The sequence below is a fragment of the Nocardioides currus genome (assembly GCF_003057875.1).
In the GTDB taxonomy this organism is placed as follows: Bacteria; Actinomycetota; Actinomycetes; order Propionibacteriales; family Nocardioidaceae; genus Nocardioides; species Nocardioides currus.
In genome coordinates this window covers 91465-107724 of sequence record NZ_PYXZ01000005.1, presented here as the reverse complement: position 1 = coordinate 107724, position 16260 = coordinate 91465, and the positions used below count along the sequence as shown (strand labels likewise).

Sequence of the window (16260 nt, the reverse complement as noted above, 5' to 3'; positions counted from 1 at the left end):
CGGGCCGGGACGGCCGTCGAGGACCGGCTGTTCCGCGCCCTCGCGCTGGTGCGGGTCGTGGTCACGGTGAACGTGATCGTCCTCAACCTCTACCGGCGCGACAACTACGACCACCCGTGGGCGGGGATCGCGGTGGTCGCCGCGCTGGTGGCGTGGACGGGCTGGGCGATCCGGGCCTCGACGAGCGCCCAGCGGCGTACCCCCCTCTTCATGGCCCTTGACCTCGCCGTCGCGGTCGCGGCCATCGCGGTGACCCCGGTCATCAAGGGGGCCGACTTCAACGCCACCATCCCCGGCTTCTGGGTGATGGGCGCGCTGCTCGCGTGGGCCGTCCACTGGCACTGGCGCGGCGGGCTGGTCGCCGCCGCCGTGCTCTCGGTGACCGACCTGGTGCTGCGCGACGGCATCGACCAGGCCAACTACGGCAACGTCTTCCTGCTGATGATCGGCGGGCCGATCGTGGGCTACATGTGCGAGTCGCTGCAGCGGATGGCCGCGGAGCGCGACAGCGCCCAGCGTGTCGCCGCGGCCGCCGAGGAGCGCACGCGGCTCGCGCGCGCCGTGCACGACGGGGTGCTCCAGGTGCTCGCCCTCGTGCAGCGGCGCGGAGCGGCCTCCGGCGATCCCGAGATCGCGGACCTGGCGCGGCTGGCCGGCGAGCAGGAACGAGTGCTGCGCTCGCTGATCCGCCAGCAGGGGACGGTCACGACCGCCCCCGCCGAGCGCGACCTGGCCGGGCTCCTCGAGGACCTCGGCACCCGCCACGCGCTGCGGGTCGACGTCGCCACGCCCGGCGTGCCGGTGCCGCTGCCCAGCGAGGTGGCCGGCGAGCTCGCCGCCGCGGTGGGCTCGTGCCTCGACAACGTGGCCGCGCACGTCGGGCCCGACGCCCGTGCCTGGGTGCTGCTCGAGGTCCTGCCCGACCAGGTGGTCGTGTCGGTGCGCGACGACGGCCCGGGGATCCCCGAGGGACGGCTCGAGTCGGCGCTCGAGGAGGGACGCCTCGGCGTCAGCGAGTCGATCCGCGGCCGGCTGGGCGACCTCGGCGGCACGGCGACCCTCGACACCGGGGCGCACGGCACCGAGTGGGAGCTGGCGGTGCCGACGACAGGGCCGACGACAGGACCACGACCATGACGATCCACTCCGACCACCCGTTCGCGACCCCCGAGGGCGAGCGCGACGCCGCCCGCCGCCTGCGCGGGAGGGTCGGTGGGCAGGTCTCCCTGTGGACGGCGGGGACCGGGGGTGGCCGGGTCGGCCTGACGGTGTCGTCGTGGCTGGTCGCGGTCAGCGAGCCGTCGTACGTCCTGGGCCTGCTCGACCCCGACTCCGACCTGGGCGAGGCGCTGCGGGCCGGTCCCGGGGCGCGCTGCGTCGTGCAGCTGCTCGAGTGGGGCCACCGCGACCTGGCGGAGAAGTTCGCCGGACAGATGCCCGCCCCCGGCGGGCTGTTCGCCGCCGACGAGTGGCACGAGACCCCCCACGGGCCGCGGCTGGCCACCGCGCCGACCTGGGCCGGGTGCGTGGTCCACGACGTGCGCGAGCTCGGCTGGTCGCTCGAGGTGACGTGCCGGATCGACGAGGCCGTCGTCGGTGCCGAGGACGCCCCGCTCCAGCACCGGCGCGGTCGCTACCAGCGCCCCGACCACGCCTGAGTCGACTCACCCCAGCGTCAGCTGGGCCATCACCCGCTCGCCCGCCTCGGTGCGGTCGAGGACCACCCGCCACTCGCCGTCGGTCAGCGCCTCGCCACACGGCTTGGACTTCCGAGGGGTGGTCGGCGCGGAGCAGGCCAGGTTGAGCACCGCTGGCGCGACGACGCTGTGGGTGACCTTCGTCGACGCGGGGTCGTAGCCCACGTCCAGCGTCGTCAGGCGGGCCAGGGCCCGGCCCCGCGCCGAGTCGCTGAACTCGACGGCGCCGACCAGGCGGTAGCTGATCTGCACCCGGGAGGCACCTGCGGGGAAGGGGTAGCGCCGGGGCTGGTCCGTGACCTGCTTCGCACCCTCGACCAGCTCGTCGTCCGCCACCACGCGCACCCGGTCGGCGACGACCGCGGGAGCGTCCTCGAGCCAGGACGGCGAGAGCGTGAGGGTGTCGATGGGGGCGTCGGCGCTGATCCACTGGGTGACCATGAGGTCGCCCGACGGCATCGCCTCGGTCTGGACGAAGGTCTCACCCGGTGAGAGGGCCTCGGGGGACGCCGAGTAGACGCCGGAGCTCGCGAGCTCGGCGCGCGGCGAGTCCTTGGTCCAGTAGCGCACGCCGAGCCCGACGAGCACGACGCCGACCAGGACGACCGCGAGCACGAGGATCCCCATGCGGATGTCGCGCGACGTGCCCGCGGGCGCCGTGGCGCTCATCGGGCCGCCCCCTCGGACGGGGCGCCGACGGGCGTGGCGGTGACGACGGCGAGGTTCTGGTAGCCGCCGTCCTCCCTGACGTACGGCGGGGCGCAGGTCACCATCGTCAGCCGGTGCGGTCCGGTCGACGCGAACAGCCACTGCTCGTCGTCCAGCGGACCCTGTGGCACCAGCCGCCGGGACCGGACGACGAACTCCTGGGTCAGGTGCGCCGACCTCAGCACCACCCGGTCGCCGCGCTCGACCTCGAGCAGCTCCGCGAACGGCCCGAGACCCTGGGTCGTCGAGTCGACGTGGGCGGCGAGGAGGGTCGAGCCGAACGGGTCACCGAGCCGCGAGCCGCCCCGCCACCACGCCGCGACGTGCGTGTCCGGAGGGACGTCGAGCAGGCCGCCGGTGGTCGAGGCGGCCCGGACCGGCACCACCGTCCCGCTCGGCAGGGTGGCGGCGACCGGCGCCTCGGGGAGCACCGAACCGGCCCGGCGGGCCGGTGCGGCCCGCTGCGCCGGCGGGTCCGACGAGGCCGGGTCCGACGAGGGCGCTGACGGGGTGGTGGTGCCGACGCCCCGCGTCGGTCCCGACGAGCACCCGGCGAGGCCGAGCAGCAGGGCACCGAGGAGGGCCACCCCGCCGACCGGACCCGGTCGCATCGCTACCCGCGCAGCCGGCGCGAGGCGCCGCGAGGTCGCAGGACCAGGGCCAGGAGCACGCACGCGGCTCCCGCCAGCAGCGTCAGCGTCGCTGGGTGTCGGTCTCCCGCAGGCGACCCCGAGAACGTGGTGACCTCGGCGCCGGCCGCGAGCCCGGCCGATCCCGTGTCGATGGTCGTGGGCTGGGTGGTGCCGTCGTCCGACAGCTCGACGGTGTGGCTGATGACGTTCATCGATCCGTCACTGGGGTTGCCGTAGGCGTAGATCATCGACAACGTGCTCGAGTCGAGCGAGACGTCGACCGGGCCGAGGATCGGGTCGGAGGTCTCGCCGGTCGGCAGGAGCGCCACCTCGTTCGACCCCGCCGGGAGCTCGGCCTCGGCGAACTCGCCGTTGGCGATGTTGGTGAAGACGGTCTGGCCGTTGACGCGCACGTCGGCCGGCGCCACCGTCGCGGTGTGGGCGAGGACCACACGCGCCTTCGCGGGCCCGATCGCCCCGGTCGGCTCGGCGTAGGAGTGGACCACCGGATCGCCGCCCGGGTCGGCCGGCAGGTGCAGCACCAGGTCGGTGCTGGAGCCACTCGCCACCTGGAGCTCCGAGACGACCTTCATGGACCCCTCGTCCCGGAACGACACCGTGTGCTCGCCCGGCTTCAGCGGGAAGGGACCCAGCACCGAGCCCACCTCCGACCCCTCGGCGACGGACTTGCCGTCGATCTTGACGTCGACGACGGAACCGGGCACGGCCTGTATCACCGTGACCCGTCCCGGGTCCTTCTTCGCGGGGGCTCCCGACGCCGGGCCCGACGCCACGCTCGGCGGCGCCAGGCACAGGACGGACGCGGCCGACAGGGCCACGAGGATTCTCGAGATCGCACGTGTCATCTGACCTGCCCCCATGAGTCACTGCTCGCGTGCCGAGCACCGGGCTTCACGACACCATCGCGCCACACCGGCCTCAACCCCTCGATGAGGTAAAGCAGCGCACTCCGGCGGCGGTAGGTTCGCCCCCATGACGAGGGTGATGGTGGTCGACGACCACCCGATGTGGCGTGATGCGGTGGAGCGCGACCTGGCCGCTGCCGGCTTCGACGTGGTGGCCGTGGCCGCCGACGGGCACCAGGCGCTCGCCCGCTTCCCGGCCGCGCGCCCGCAGGTGGTCGTGCTCGATCTCCAGATCCCCGGTCCCAACGGCGTCGAGGTCACCGCCCAGGTGCTCCAGCAGGACCCCTCGGCCCGGGTGCTGATCCTGTCCGCGTCCGGCGAGCAGAACGACGTCCTCGAGGCCGTCAAGGCCGGGGCCACCGGCTACCTCGTGAAGTCGGCGTCGCGCGACGAGCTGCTCGACGCCGTACGCCGCGTGGCGGCCGGCGACACCGTCTTCACGCCCGGCCTGGCCGGCCTCGTGCTGGGGGAGTTCCGCCGGATGGCCGACGGGCCGGCCGACGACCCGCGCGACGAGCTGACCGACCGGGAGACCGAGATCTTGAAGATGGTCGCCAAGGGGATGAGCTACAAGCAGATCGCCGCGCGCCTCGTGATCTCCCACCGCACCGTGCAGAACCACGTGCAGAACACCCTGCGCAAGCTCCAGATGAACAACCGCGTGCAGCTCACGCGCTGGGCGATCGAGCACGGCCTCGACGACGATGACGAGTGACGATGACGAGTGAGGCCTACCTCCGGCGCCTCGGCCTCGACACCCGTCCGGGCGTCTGCGTCGAGTCGCTGAGGGCCCTGCACCGGGCGCACGTCGAGCGCATCCCCTACGACAACCTGTCGATCCAGCTCGACCGTCCCGACGCCGTGGCGACCAGCGCGCAGCGGGCCGCCGACGGCGGTCGCGTCGGCTACTGCTTCCAGCAGAACACGGCCTTCGAGAGCCTGCTGGCCGACCTCGGCTTCGCCACCAGTCGCCGCCACGCCCACGTCTGGACGCGTCCGGCCGACCAGTTCGACGACGAGCTCAACCACCTCGCCCTCGTGGTCAGCGGGCTGCCGACGGAGGCCAACCCGGGCGGCCACTGGTGGGTCGACGTCGGCCTCGGCGACGCCTTCGCCGAGCCGCTGCCGCTCGTGCGGGGCGAGCACGAGGAGGACGGGTTCCGCTTCGAGATCGGCGCGGGCTACGGCGCGCAGGCGGCGGGTCGTCCGACCGGTCCGGCCGCCTGGACCTTCCGGCACGACCCGGCCGGCGTCTTCTCCGGCGTCGTCGTCACGTCCCGCCCGAGCGACCCGGCCGCCGTCGAGCAGGCGCACCTCCGGCTCGGCTCCGGGCCGGACTCGCCGTTCCGCCGCGTCCTCGTGGTCCAGCGCCGCGACGGTGCCACCAGCATCACGCTGCGGGGCTGCGTGCTCCACGAGGTGACGGCGACCTCGCGCCGCTCGACCGACGTCACGACGTACGCCGCGTGGCGCGAGGCCCTCGAACGCCTGGCCCTGCCCGTCGGCGACGTCACCGAGCAGGAGTGGCAGGTGCTCTGGGCCCGCACCCGAGGCGCCCACGAGGCCTGGGACCTGGCGGGTCGCCCATGACCAGCCGCCCGGTGGTCTGGCGTCCGGCGACCGCCGACGAGGCCGGTCCACTCGCCGACCTCGAGCGCGACGCCAACCTGGTCGGGCTCGCCCACGTCTTCGGCGACCTGCCCTTTCCCTACGACGCGGTGCTCAGCCGCTGGGTGCTGCTGCTCGACGACCCCGAGGTCGTGGTCGAGGTGGTGGCGGGCGAGGCCGGTCTGCTCGCCTACGTCGCGCACGACCGGGAGAGCCTGCGACACCTCGCCGTGCACCCCGACGTGTGGGGACGGGGCCTGGGGCGGGCGGGGTTCGACCGCGCCGCCGCGGCGGGAGCCACGCGGCTGTGGGTGCTCGACCTCAACCACCGGGCTCGCGGGCTCTACGACGCGATGGGCTGGACGCCGAGCGGCGTCACGCAGGAGTGCCCGTGGCCGCCGCACCCGGTCGAGCTCGAGTACCGCCTCCTAGGATCGCGGCTGTGACCGACCCGCTCCTCGAGATCGCCGACCGGCTCTACGGACTGCCGCTCGCGGACTTCACCCCGGCGCGCGACGCGCTCGTCAAGGAGCACAAGGCCGACAAGGCGTTCGCCGCCCGCGTCAAGGCGCTGAGGAAGCCGTCGCTCGCGGCCTGGGTCGTCGACCTGCTCGTACGCCGCGACGCCGCCCAGGTCGAGCAGGTGCTGGCCGTCGGCGCCGCCCTGCGTGACGCCCAGGCCAACCTCGACGGGGAGGAGCTGCGCGCCCTCACCCGCCAGCGACGGCAGCTCACGGCCGCGGTCACCACGCAGGCCCGCGGGCTGGCCCGTGAGGAGGGCGTCAAGGTCACCCAGGCCGTGGCCGACCAGGTCGAGGCGACGCTCACCGCGGCCATGGTGGACGAGGGGGCCGCGGCCGCCGTCCGGAGCGGACTGCTGGTGGCGGCGCTGACCGCGACGGGGGTCGGTGCGGCGGACGTGGCCGACGCGCTGGCCGTGCCGGAGGCGGCGGGCTTCGTCGCCGCTCCGCGCGAGGCCGAGCCGCCGCCGCGACCCGACCTGCACCTCGTTCCCGACCCCGAGGCCGACCAGAAGGCGCGTCGGGCGGCCGAGGAGGTCGTGGCCGAGGCACGGACCGAGGTCGAGGCCGCTCGCGAGGCGCTGACCGCCGCGGTCGACGAGGTCGAGGCACTCCAGGCCAGGTCGCTGCAGCTCCAGGCGGAGGTCGACGAGCTCAAGGGACGCATCGCGCAGCTGGAGAGCGACCTCGAGGAGAACGACGACGAGCTCTCGGACGCCGAGGACGTCAAGGCCGAGGCCGACGACACCCTCGCCGAGACCGAGGCGGAGCTGGTGAAGGCCGAGGCAGCGCTCGCGCGACTGGGCTAGCTCCGGGGCCGGGTCGAGGACTCGAGGGCGGCGTACCAGCGTTGGTGCGCCGGGTCGGCCGGGGCCTCGTCGCCGGCGATGCCGGCGATCGGCAGGGACAGGCCGAGGAAGACCGACGGATCGGTCGGCGCGATCCGGGTCCAGCTGGGCACCACGTCGGGCAACGCGTCCGGGGGGACGCCGAACAGGTGGCACAGCTCGTCGGACCACGCGTTCTCCTCCTGGCCGAGGAGGAGGGTGCGACGTGCGTTGGACGCGTCGGTCACGTGCCAGGTGCCACGGGTCATCCGGGCGACGAGGTAGGAGTCGAGGGTGCCGATGGCATAGCGGCCCGCCTCGACGAGCGCCCACGTGTGCGGCTCGTGCTCGGCCAGCCACCCGAGCTTGGCGGCGGGGGAGGCGGCGTCGGGGCGCAGACCGGTGAGGTCGCGGACGCGGTCCTCGAGCCCGGCGTCGCGGAGCCGGGCGCACACGTCTGCGCCGCGCCGGTCTGCGCGGTCGATGGCGGGGCGCGGCGAGCCGAGGGTCTCCCGGTCCCACAGGACCAGCGTCCCGCGCTCGTTGGTGATCCCGAGCGAGGTCACCTCGGTCGCGTCGACGTCGGCCAGCACCTCGCGGGTCGACCGGAGTGTTGCCTGCCAGAGCCCCTCGGGGGCCTGCTCGAGCCACCCGGGCCGGGGGGCGTGCGCAGCCAGGTCCTGGTGGGCGCGGGCGACCACCCGGCCGTCCGGATCGACGACGACCGCGGTCACCCCCGCCGTACCGGCGTCGATGGCAAGGACGGACATGGCACCAACCTAGGCCGAGCCGCTCGGGTAGGTTCTGCCGCATGCGCGACACACGGGGTGAGGACTACGCCAACCGGCTCAGGGACAAGGAGACCGCCCGCTGGAAGCAGATCCTGAACGTCCAGGCGCCCTACCAGTGGAACCTCCGGCGTCACGAGCTCGGCCGCACCCTCGACGTCGGCTGCGGCATCGGCCGCAACCTCGAGACCCTCGGTGAGGGATCACTGGGCGTGGACCACAACGCAGCGTCCATCGAGATGGCGCGCGCCCGCGGCGTCAACGCGCTGACGGTGGAGGAGTGGGAGAAGTCCGAGCTGCGGGTGCCCGAGTCCTTCGACGGCATGCTCGTCGCCCACGTCATCGAGCACATGTCGCCCGAGATGGGCGAGCAGGTGATGGCGGACTACCTGCCCTACCTCAAGCCGGGTGGAAAAATCCTCTTCATCTGCCCGCAGGAGCGCGGCTACGCCTCCGACCCGACGCACGTGCGCTGGACGACGGGGGAGGACCTGATGGACCTGTCCACCTCGCTCGGCCTGCGCCCCGAGAAGTGGCGCAGCTTCCCCTTCCCGCGGTTCGCCGGGAAGGCGTTCACCTACAACGAGTTCAACGTCGTCGCGACCAAGCCGCGCTAGCCCGCGCGGAGGATCTCGAGCACGCGGCGGTCGACCCAGGTGAGGTCCTCGGCCACCCGCATCTCGTAGTTCTCGGCCCCGACCCACGCCCGGAAGTCGGCCCGTCCGGCCGAGCGTGCGCGGTCGTCGAGCTCGCTGCGCAGCGCGTCGTCGACGGCGACCTTCTCCTCCTCGGTCGAGGCCGTGAGGTAGAGGTCGCTGAGGTCGAGCAGCCTGATCAGCTCGGCCACCGGATCGGCGTGGTCGTCCACGCGCAGGTCGGCGGCGACGTCGTCGAGGCCGCCGTAGCCCGCACCGTCCTTCACCACCAGGAGCGCCGCCGACTGGCGCCCGCGCGAGTCACCGCCGGCCTCGTCGCCGGCCCGGAGCGCTGCCGTGAGGCGACGCGCGAGCGGCTGCTCGCGCGAGGCCAGCCACGCCTTCTCCATCGCGTCCACCACCTCGGGGCCGGTGAGGATGTTGCCCTGGATCGCGTATCCCGGCCCGGTGGTGCCGCCGGCCCAGTCATAGCACTCCGACCCCGTGTGGCTCGCGGCCGTGCCCTCGAGGTCGACGATCCCGACCTGGCGGTGGTCACGCTTGTCGTCCTCCTCGAGAAGCCGGTCCAGCGCCACCGGCGCGGTGGCCCCGTCGTCGAGGTGGCCCAGGGCCAGGAACTTGTAGGACACGTTGGCGTCGGCCTGGGTGGCGATGGCGCCCACGCCCGCGACGGCCGCCGGGACGGCCGAGCCCACGGCGAGGAACTTCGAGGCCACCGCGACTCCCCACGACTCGCCGTCGTCGGAGCGCGCCACGATCGAGAAGGTCATGACGCGACCCTAGTGGGCACGAGAGCCACCCCCTTCCCACGGGCAGGCGGCCTCGCTAGGGTTTGATCGATCAAAATTCAACGATGAGGGAGAGACCATGCGCGTCGGAGTGCTCACCGGTGGCGGCGACTGCCCAGGGCTCAACGCAGTCATCCGGGCCGTCGTCCGCAAGGGCGTCAAGACGCACGGCTTCGAGTTCGTCGGCTACCGCGACGGCTGGCGCGGCCCGCTCGAGGGCCAGACCATGGAGCTCGGCATCGCGCAGTGCCGCGGCATCCTCCCGCGCGGCGGCACCATCCTCGGCTCGAGCCGCACCAACCCGTTCAAGATCGAGAACGGGGTGGAGCGGATCAAGGAGAACCTCGCCAAGGACGGCGTCGACGCGCTCGTGGCGATCGGGGGCGAGGACACCCTCGGCGTCGCGACCAAGCTCGCCGACCTCGGCGTCAACGTGGTCGGCGTCCCCAAGACCATCGACAACGACCTCTCCGGCACCGACTTCACATTCGGGTTCGACACGGCGGTCAACATCGCCACCGAGGCGATCGACCGTCTGCACACCACCGCGGAGTCGCACCACCGCGTGCTCGTCGTCGAGGTGATGGGCCGCCACGCCGGCTGGATCGCCCTGCACAGCGGCATCGCCGGTGGCGCGAGCATGGTGCTGATCCCCGAGCAGCCCTTCGACATCGCCGACGTCTGCGCGCGGGTCGAAACCCGGTTCGAGAGCAAGTACGCCCCGATCATCGTGGTCTCCGAGGGCGCGATCCCGCGCGACGGTGGTGACATGACACTCGTCAGCGGCGAGCTCGACGCCTTCGGCCACGTCCGCCTCGGCGGGATCGGCGACCGGATCGCCGGCGAGATCGAGCAGCGCACCGGCAAGGAGGCGCGGGCGGTGGTGCTCGGCCACATCCAGCGCGGTGGGACGCCGACGGCCTTCGACCGCTGGCTCGCCACCCGGTTCGGGCTGCAGGCCATCGACGCCGTGGCCGAGGGCGACTTCGGCACGATGATGGCCCTCAAGGGCACCCGCATCGAGCGGCTCAAGCTGATCGAGGGCACCGGCGAGCTGAAGCTCGTGAGCCCGGAGGAGTACGCCGAGGCGCAGGTGTTCTTCGGCTGAGCCGATGACCTCCGGCACGGCACGGCTCCTTGCCATCGTGGACCCGCGAGGACACAGTGAGGCCATCGCCGTCACGTGAGGGGACACGACATGACCACGAGCAGCGCTGCCGAGCACGACGTCAACGGCCCGGAGGACCCTGACCTGAAGCGGGTCCTGGGACCCAAGCTCCTGCTGCTCTTCATCGTCGGGGACATCCTCGGTGCCGGGGTGTACGCCGTCACCGGCAAGCTGGCCGGACAGGTCGGCGGGATCGCCTGGCTGCCGTTCCTGGTGGCCTTCGCCGTCGCGACCATCACGGCGTTCAGCTATCTCGAGCTCGTCACGAAGTATCCCCAGGCGGCCGGAGCGGCGCTCTACACGCACAAGGCGTTCGGCGTGCACTTCGTGACCTTCCTGGTCGCGTTCACCGTGGTGTGCTCCGGCATCACCAGCGCGTCGACGTCGTCCAACCTGCTGGCCGCCAACCTGCTCATCGGCCTCGGCGACGACGACCCCAGCTCGGGCACCACCCTCGTCGTGGCGCTGCTGTTCATGGTGCTGCTCGCCGCGATCAACCTGCGTGGCGTGGGCGAGAGCGTGAAGTTCAACGTCGTGCTGACCATCGTCGAGATGACCGCGCTGGCGATCGTGATCGGCATCGGGCTGTGGGTCATCGCCGGCGGCGACGGCGACCTCAGCCGCATCACCGTCTTCGAGAGCCCCGACGACAAGGGACTGTTCATGGCGGTGACGATCGCCACCGCCATCGCGTTCTTCTCGATGGTCGGGTTCGANCATGCTGGTGGCCCTCTCGGTGGTCGCCGTCATCCCGGCCGGCCAGATCGCCGAGCCGACCAACGCGGAGGCCGGCATCCTGCTCGACGTCGTCAAGACCGGCGCCCCCGACATCCCGATCGACAAGCTCTTCCCGTTCCTGACCGTCTTCGCGGTCGCCAACACCGCCCTGATCAACATGTTGATGGCCAGCCGCCTGATCTACGGCATGGCGCAGCAGGACGTGCTGCCGCGCAGCCTCGGCCAGGTGCTGCCCGGGCGCCGCTCGCCCTGGACCGCGATCCTCTTCACCACGCTCCTCGCCCTCGGCCTGATCTCGGTCGTCAGCCTCAAGTCCGACTCCTCGGTCGTCAGCGCTCTGTCCGGCACGACCGCGCTGCTCCTCCTCGCGGTGTTCACGATCGTCAACATCGCCTGCCTGGTCCTGCGCCGCGACGCGACGCCGGACGGCGGGTTCCGTGCGCCGACCGTGCTCCCGGTGCTGGGCGCCCTGTTCTGTGCCTACCTGCTCGGTCCGTGGGCCCGCCTCGAGGCCGACATGATCCAGTACAAGATCGCCGCCGGCCTGCTGGCCATCGGCGTCGTGCTCTGGGCGCTGACGTGGTTCACCAACCGCGGGGTGCGCGCCAAGAAGACCGGCTTCCGCGACATCGAGCACCTGGGGGAGTAGCCCCGAAAGGCCGCGCTGCCGCGGTTCCCTCGCCTACCCTGACTCCCCGTGGGTGTCGGAGAGCGTGTCGTCATGCGTGCCGTCGACGACCCCGACATGGACAGCGCAGAGCCCGCAGAGCCCGCGGTGGCTGTCCGGACGGGATCGTCGCGCGCGGTCCTGCTGCTCGCGGCCCTGCTCGTCGCGGTGCTCGAGCAGGCGGGGCGACCGCTGCCCGCCCTGTGGCCGCAGCGCCATCCGGACAACGCCTGGATGGTCGGTCTGCAGCTGCTGCGGGACGACCATCTCACCTTCGGCGCCGACCAGGTCTTCACCTACGGCCCGTGGGGCTTCCTGACCGCGCCGACCGGCATCGACCTGTCCGACCTGTGGCTCGCGGGCGCGTTCCGGGCCGGCGCCGTCGCGCTGCTCTTCCTCGGCGTGCACGGCTGCCTCCGGGGCCGGTCCTGGTCACTGACGATCGCCGCCGTCGTGACGCTCCTCATCGGCAACTGCAGCCAGGCGGGATGGATCCTCGCCCTCGCCCTGGCCGCCGTCGCCCTGTCACACCTGTCTGCCCGGCGCCCGCCTGCCCCCTGGCTGCTGGTCGCCACGGCGGCGCTGGCCGCCCTCGGCGTCCAGGTGAAGTTCTCCGACGGCGTCCTCGCCGTCGCGGTCGTCGGCCTGCTGTCGCTCTCGACCCGGAGCCCGCGGACCTGGCTGGTGAGCGCCGCGGCCTTCGTCGCGTCCAGCGGCCTGCTGTGGATGGCGGCGGGGCAGTCCCTGCGGGACCTGCCCGGCTGGCTGTCGATGGCCGTCGACATCGTCGACGGCTACAGCGAGGCGATGGCGTTCGTCTCGTCGAGCTGGATCGTCTGGGTGCTGATGGTCGGCGCGGTTGTCGCGACCGTCGCGGTCCTGGCCGCTCGCGGGCTGCCACCGGTGGCGCGCCTCGCCGCCCTCGGGGTGCTGCTGTTCGCGACGAAGTCGGCGCTGACCCGGCCGGACGGACCTCACATCCTGCCCGGCTACACCGCCGTCCTCCTCGTGCTCGTGGTCGCCCTCGGCGCGTCGCTGCCGCGCGTGGTGCGCGTGCTCGTGATCCCGGTCTCGGTCGTCACCGCCCTGCTCATGATGGTGAACCTCTCCCTCATCCCGACGCGCGACCTGTCGATCGAGGCGTGGCCGCTGGACGCGCTGCCCGACGAGCACGCGCGCCGGCTCGACGAGGTGCGCGCCGAGGTGGTCGACCAGCTGGCGATGGGTCCGGAGGTCGTGGGGGCGTTGCGCGGGCACCCCGTGTCGATCGACCCGTGGGAGATCTCCGCGGCGTGGGCCCATGACCTCGACTGGGACCCTCTGCCCGTCTTCCAGTCCTACGCGGCGTACACCCCTCGCCTCGACGAGGCGAACGCCGACGCCCTGCTGGAGGATCCCGAGCACCGGGTGCTCCGGGAGCAGGCGTCCTACGGCGAGGCCAACCCGCTGTGGGACACCCCGGCCTACACACTGGCGCTGGTGTGCAACTTCGACGAGGTCGTCGCGTCCGGCGACTGGACCGTCCTGGCGCGGACGCCGGACCGCTGTGGCGCGGAGCGGGTCACCTCGACGCGGCGCGTGCGTGCCGGCGAGGAGGTGGAGGTCCCCGCAGCGGCGGGAACCCTCGTCGTCGTGCGCTTCACGCCCGATCCCCGCTCGGTGGTGGACCGGCTGATCGCCGTGACGGGGGTCCAGCGCCACCTCCTCCACGCCACCCTCGACGACCGGACCTACCGGGTGCCCGAGGCGCTCGCCGGCGGCCCACTCGTGGTGGGCGCGCCCGCCGGCGAGCCGGTGCTCGGCGACGACGTGGCAACGGGCACCGTCAGCTTCGACCGCGACGGCGAGCTGGCGATCGTCGAGATCCCGCTGGCCGGTCGGGAAGCGGGCTAGGGGGGCCCAGCGCCGTACTCTTGGGCAGTGAGCATTCCGTCCCTCGAACAGCTTCAGGCCCTGCACCCCGCCCAGCAGCCGACCTACCCCGACCGGGGTGCCGTCGACGCCGCCGTGGCGAAGCTCCGTCAGTCGCCGCCGCTGGTCTTTGCCGGGGAGTGCGACGAGCTGAAGGACAAGATCGCGGCCGTCAGCCGCGGCGAGGCGTTCCTGCTCGCGGGCGGCGACTGCGCCGAGACCTTCGCCGAGGTGACGGCCGACAACGTCCGCAACAAGCTGCGCGTGCTGCTCCAGATGTCGGTGGTGCTGACCTACGCCGCGTCGGTGCCGGTCGTGAAGCTGGGTCGGCTGGCCGGGCAGTACGCCAAGCCCCGCTCGTCCGACACCGAGACTCGCGAGACCCCCGACGGTCCGGTCACCCTGCCCGCCTACCGCGGCGACGCGGTCAACGGGATCGAGTTCACCCCCGAGTCGCGCATCCCGGACCCGCAACGGCTGGTCGACGTCTACAACGCGTCGGCGGCGACCCTCAACCTCGTGCGCGCCTTCGTGACCGGCGGCTACGCCGACCTGCGCCAGGTGCACACGTGGAACAACGACTTCGTCCGCGAGTCGCCGTACGCCCAGCGCTACGAGCTGATGGCCGGCGAGATCGAGCGGGCGCTGACCTTCATGAAGGCGATCGGCGCCGACCCGGACGAGTTCCACCGGGTCGACTTCCACTCCTCGCACGAGGCGCTGCTGCTCGACTACGAGCACGCGATGACGCGCATCGACTCGCGGACGCAGCTGCCCTACAACGTCTCGGCGCACATGGTGTGGATCGGCGAGCGCACCCGCCAGCTCGACGGCGCGCACGTGGAGTACTTCCGCAGCATCCGCAACCCGATCGGCTGCAAGCTCGGCCCGACGGCGACCGCGGACGACGCGCTCGCCCTCGCCGCGAGGCTCAACCCCGCCAACGAGCCGGGCCGGCTCACCTTCATCACCCGCTTCGGCGCGCAGAAGGTCCGCGACGGGCTGCCGCCGCTGGTCGAGAAGGTCACCGCCGAGGGCGTGCAGGTCGCGTGGGTCAGCGACCCGATGCACGGCAACACGTTCGAGGCCTCGACCGGCTACAAGACCCGCCGCTTCGACGACGTGCTCGACGAGATCCAGGGCTTCTTCGACGTGCACCGCGCGCTCGGCACCGTGCCCGGCGGGATGATGGTCGAGATGACCGGCGACGACGTCACCGAGATCGTCGGCGGCGGCGAGGAGATCGACGAGCACGGCCTCGCCCACCGCTACGAGTCGGTGGTCGACCCGCGGCTCAACCGGGTGCAGTCCCTGGAGCTGGCGTTCCTGGTCGCGGAGATGCTGCGGTCCACTCCCACCGGCTGATCTGGTCGCCCTCGTGCAGCGAGGTCCGCTCGCCGGTGTCGACGAAGCCGCACGAGTCGTAGAGGCGTAGGGCGCGCCGGTTGTCGGTGCGGGTCCACACGCTGAGCCGCGTCCAGTCCCGGCCCGCGGGCGGTGCCTGCACGGCGCGGACCAGCGCCCCGCCGATGCCGCTGCCCCAGTAGCCCGGGTCGACGAAGACCATCGAGATGTGGCCGCAGGTGGGGTCCGGCGCGCCGTCGTCGAGGAAGGGCTCGGCGACGATCATCCCGGCCGGCTTGTCGCCGTACGTCGCCAGCAGCGCGACCTCGCTCGAGCGGAGCTTGTCGGCGACCCGCTCCTGCCGCCCGGGCGTGGGGGCGCGACCGCCCGCCCGCCGTGCCGCTGCCCAGACCTCGGCGGCGGCCTCACGCTGGGCGGCGTCGACGATCGGGGCGATGACGGTGCGGGGCACGACCGGATCACGCCACCGGGTTGCCGGCGATGACCACATCGCCGATGGCGGTGAAGTCGCGCCCGAGCGGCGGTGCCCCGGGCGAGGTGACCTCGACGATCCGCAGCTGGACGGTCGCGCTCGTCACCGGCTCGATGGTGAGGCGCTGGAGCCGGGGCACCTCGGCGAGGACGTGGCGGATGGTGGTGCCGTTGTCGAAGACCCACTCGACGGCGGTGACGCGGCGGTTGTTGGGATACCAGTCGACGACGCCGGTGCTGCTGGGCACCTGCTTGGCGTAGCCGTTGACGAGGCCGACGCGTCGGATCGTGCTCGGTCCGGGCAGCGTGAAGGTGATCGTCTGCCCGGTCGCGTCGCCTGCGGTGCGCCAGGCCGTGCCGGGTGCGTCGTCGATCATCCGACGCGGCCCGTAGGCGACCCGCTGGCCGTCGAGGTCGGTGGTCGGCGGTGCGGCGGGCGGCGCGTCGATGCGCACGTCGGACGTGAGGTCGACGGGACGGCGCGGCTGCTCCGGCTGGACGGGCGTGTCCGCCTCCGTCCCGGAGCTGCCGGGCTCGTCCTCGTCGCCGCCCAGGCACGACGCGAGGACGGCCAGCAGCAGCAGGACCAGGACCACCCCGACCGCCCAGAGGGACCACGCGGGGGGCCGGGCTGCGGTGGTGGGAGCCGCCGGCACCGCGTCCTCCGGCGCCGCTGCGGGGGCCTCGGCCTCGGCGACCGGCTCGCCGACAGGGTGGCCGCAGTTGAGGCAGTAGCGGCCGATCCCCAGCTCGTGGCCGCAGCGGGCACAGGTCGTCACGCGGCCCAGC

17 protein-coding genes and 1 pseudogene are annotated in these 16260 nt (G+C 72.9%); 11 read left to right on the top strand and 7 right to left on the bottom strand.

All coding sequences use genetic code 11. The annotated features are described in order from the left end of the window. Nucleotides 1-48: 48 nt before the first annotated feature. Both macS and C7S10_RS12605 read left to right on the top strand, forming a co-directional pair. Nucleotides 49-1137 (top strand): MacS family sensor histidine kinase, encoded by a 1089-nt coding sequence (gene macS / locus C7S10_RS12610; RefSeq protein ID WP_243395347.1) that lies wholly within the window; start codon nt 49-51, stop codon nt 1135-1137. Next, nucleotides 1134-1658 carry a flavin reductase family protein gene (locus tag C7S10_RS12605; protein ID WP_108344789.1) on the top strand — a complete coding sequence of 175 codons (525 nt, stop codon included), beginning with the start codon at nt 1134-1136 and terminating at the stop codon, nt 1656-1658. Before macS ends, C7S10_RS12605 begins: the two co-directional genes overlap by 4 nt. A gap of 6 nt (nt 1659-1664) precedes the next feature. On the opposite strand, the gene C7S10_RS12600 is transcribed toward C7S10_RS12605, so the two are convergent. The 3 genes from C7S10_RS12600 to C7S10_RS12590 are packed head-to-tail and all read right to left on the bottom strand — an operon-like array spanning nt 1665 to nt 3903. Beyond that, on the bottom strand, nt 1665-2366 hold the full coding sequence (locus C7S10_RS12600; RefSeq protein ID WP_108344788.1) for a hypothetical protein: 702 nt from the start codon (nt 2364-2366) through the stop codon (nt 1665-1667). Next, nucleotides 2363-2992 carry a class F sortase gene (locus C7S10_RS12595; protein ID WP_133176510.1) on the bottom strand — a complete coding sequence of 210 codons (630 nt, stop codon included), beginning with the start codon at nt 2990-2992 and terminating at the stop codon, nt 2363-2365. The genes C7S10_RS12600 and C7S10_RS12595 overlap by 4 nt, the downstream gene beginning before the upstream one ends. 26 nt (nt 2993-3018) lie before the next feature. Beyond that, nucleotides 3019-3903 carry a DUF4397 domain-containing protein gene (locus tag C7S10_RS12590; protein ID WP_165807138.1) on the bottom strand — a complete coding sequence of 295 codons (885 nt, stop codon included), beginning with the start codon at nt 3901-3903 and terminating at the stop codon, nt 3019-3021. Nucleotides 3904-4030: 127 nt separating this feature from the next. Here C7S10_RS12590 and C7S10_RS12585 point away from each other — a divergent pair, with 127 nt between their 5' ends. Genes C7S10_RS12585 through C7S10_RS21945 form a run of 4 tightly spaced genes read left to right on the top strand, consistent with a single transcriptional unit; the run spans nt 4031 to nt 6901 of the window. Beyond that, nucleotides 4031-4678: a response regulator gene (locus tag C7S10_RS12585; RefSeq protein WP_207769360.1), complete on the top strand. Its 648-nt coding sequence runs from the start codon at nt 4031-4033 to the stop codon at nt 4676-4678. A 2-nt stretch (nt 4679-4680) separates the two neighbouring features. After that, on the top strand, nt 4681-5553 hold the full coding sequence (locus C7S10_RS12580; RefSeq protein WP_108344784.1) for an arylamine N-acetyltransferase family protein: 873 nt from the start codon (nt 4681-4683) through the stop codon (nt 5551-5553). Continuing rightward, nucleotides 5550-6017, top strand: a complete 468-nt coding sequence (locus C7S10_RS12575; protein ID WP_108344783.1) for a GNAT family N-acetyltransferase — start codon at nt 5550-5552, stop codon at nt 6015-6017. The genes C7S10_RS12580 and C7S10_RS12575 overlap by 4 nt, the downstream gene beginning before the upstream one ends. Beyond that, nucleotides 6014-6901 carry a hypothetical protein gene (locus tag C7S10_RS21945; RefSeq protein WP_243395346.1) on the top strand — a complete coding sequence of 296 codons (888 nt, stop codon included), beginning with the start codon at nt 6014-6016 and terminating at the stop codon, nt 6899-6901. Before C7S10_RS12575 ends, C7S10_RS21945 begins: the two co-directional genes overlap by 4 nt. Here C7S10_RS21945 and C7S10_RS12565 read toward each other — a convergent pair. After that, nucleotides 6898-7689, bottom strand: a complete 792-nt coding sequence (locus C7S10_RS12565; protein WP_108344782.1) for an FGGY family carbohydrate kinase — start codon at nt 7687-7689, stop codon at nt 6898-6900. The genes C7S10_RS21945 and C7S10_RS12565 overlap by 4 nt on opposite strands. A gap of 41 nt (nt 7690-7730) precedes the next feature. On the opposite strand from C7S10_RS12565, the gene C7S10_RS12560 reads away from it, so the two are divergent. Then, entirely contained in the window at nt 7731-8324 is a 594-nt protein-coding gene (locus C7S10_RS12560) for a class I SAM-dependent methyltransferase (protein ID WP_108344781.1), read from the top strand. Here C7S10_RS12560 and C7S10_RS12555 read toward each other — a convergent pair. Further along, nucleotides 8321-9133, bottom strand: coding sequence for a DUF1028 domain-containing protein (locus tag C7S10_RS12555; RefSeq protein ID WP_108344780.1), 813 nt, complete (start codon nt 9131-9133; stop codon nt 8321-8323). The two genes, C7S10_RS12560 and C7S10_RS12555, sit on opposite strands and share 4 nt — an antisense overlap. 97 nt (nt 9134-9230) lie before the next feature. Here C7S10_RS12555 and C7S10_RS12550 point away from each other — a divergent pair, with 97 nt between their 5' ends. The 4 genes and pseudogenes from C7S10_RS12550 to C7S10_RS12535 all read left to right on the top strand — a co-directional run bounded on the left by C7S10_RS12550 (nt 9231) and on the right by C7S10_RS12535 (nt 15000). Next, nucleotides 9231-10259: a 6-phosphofructokinase gene (locus tag C7S10_RS12550; protein WP_108344779.1), complete on the top strand. Its 1029-nt coding sequence runs from the start codon at nt 9231-9233 to the stop codon at nt 10257-10259. A 90-nt stretch (nt 10260-10349) separates the two neighbouring features. Next, nucleotides 10350-11706: pseudogene (locus C7S10_RS12545) on the top strand (APC family permease). A 72-nt stretch (nt 11707-11778) separates the two neighbouring features. Continuing rightward, nucleotides 11779-13617 carry a hypothetical protein gene (locus C7S10_RS12540; RefSeq protein WP_108344778.1) on the top strand — a complete coding sequence of 613 codons (1839 nt, stop codon included), beginning with the start codon at nt 11779-11781 and terminating at the stop codon, nt 13615-13617. 27 nt (nt 13618-13644) lie between these two features. After that, on the top strand, nt 13645-15000 hold the full coding sequence (locus C7S10_RS12535; protein WP_108344777.1) for a class II 3-deoxy-7-phosphoheptulonate synthase: 1356 nt from the start codon (nt 13645-13647) through the stop codon (nt 14998-15000). Here C7S10_RS12535 and C7S10_RS12530 read toward each other — a convergent pair. After that, nucleotides 14930-15451: a GNAT family N-acetyltransferase gene (locus C7S10_RS12530; RefSeq protein WP_108344776.1), complete on the bottom strand. Its 522-nt coding sequence runs from the start codon at nt 15449-15451 to the stop codon at nt 14930-14932. The genes C7S10_RS12535 and C7S10_RS12530 overlap by 71 nt on opposite strands. Before the next feature lie 7 nt (nt 15452-15458). Then, nucleotides 15459-16250 carry a discoidin domain-containing protein gene (locus C7S10_RS12525; protein WP_108344775.1) on the bottom strand — a complete coding sequence of 264 codons (792 nt, stop codon included), beginning with the start codon at nt 16248-16250 and terminating at the stop codon, nt 15459-15461. Nucleotides 16251-16260: the final 10 nt, after the last annotated feature.

Coding starts and splice junctions, on each gene's coding strand:
- C7S10_RS12605 (WP_108344789.1), top strand. CDS start 1,134: ATGACGATCCACTCCGACCACCCGTTCGCGACCCCCGAGGGCGAGCGC.
- C7S10_RS12600 (WP_108344788.1), bottom strand. CDS start 2,366: ATGAGCGCCACGGCGCCCGCGGGCACGTCGCGCGACATCCGCATGGGG.
- C7S10_RS12590 (WP_165807138.1), bottom strand. CDS start 3,903: ATGACACGTGCGATCTCGAGAATCCTCGTGGCCCTGTCGGCCGCGTCC.
- C7S10_RS12585 (WP_207769360.1), top strand. CDS start 4,031: ATGACGAGGGTGATGGTGGTCGACGACCACCCGATGTGGCGTGATGCG.
- C7S10_RS12580 (WP_108344784.1), top strand. CDS start 4,681: ATGACGAGTGAGGCCTACCTCCGGCGCCTCGGCCTCGACACCCGTCCG.
- C7S10_RS12575 (WP_108344783.1), top strand. CDS start 5,550: ATGACCAGCCGCCCGGTGGTCTGGCGTCCGGCGACCGCCGACGAGGCC.
- C7S10_RS12565 (WP_108344782.1), bottom strand. CDS start 7,689: ATGTCCGTCCTTGCCATCGACGCCGGTACGGCGGGGGTGACCGCGGTC.
- C7S10_RS12560 (WP_108344781.1), top strand. CDS start 7,731: ATGCGCGACACACGGGGTGAGGACTACGCCAACCGGCTCAGGGACAAG.
- C7S10_RS12555 (WP_108344780.1), bottom strand. CDS start 9,133: ATGACCTTCTCGATCGTGGCGCGCTCCGACGACGGCGAGTCGTGGGGA.
- C7S10_RS12550 (WP_108344779.1), top strand. CDS start 9,231: ATGCGCGTCGGAGTGCTCACCGGTGGCGGCGACTGCCCAGGGCTCAAC.
- C7S10_RS12540 (WP_108344778.1), top strand. CDS start 11,779: ATGCGTGCCGTCGACGACCCCGACATGGACAGCGCAGAGCCCGCAGAG.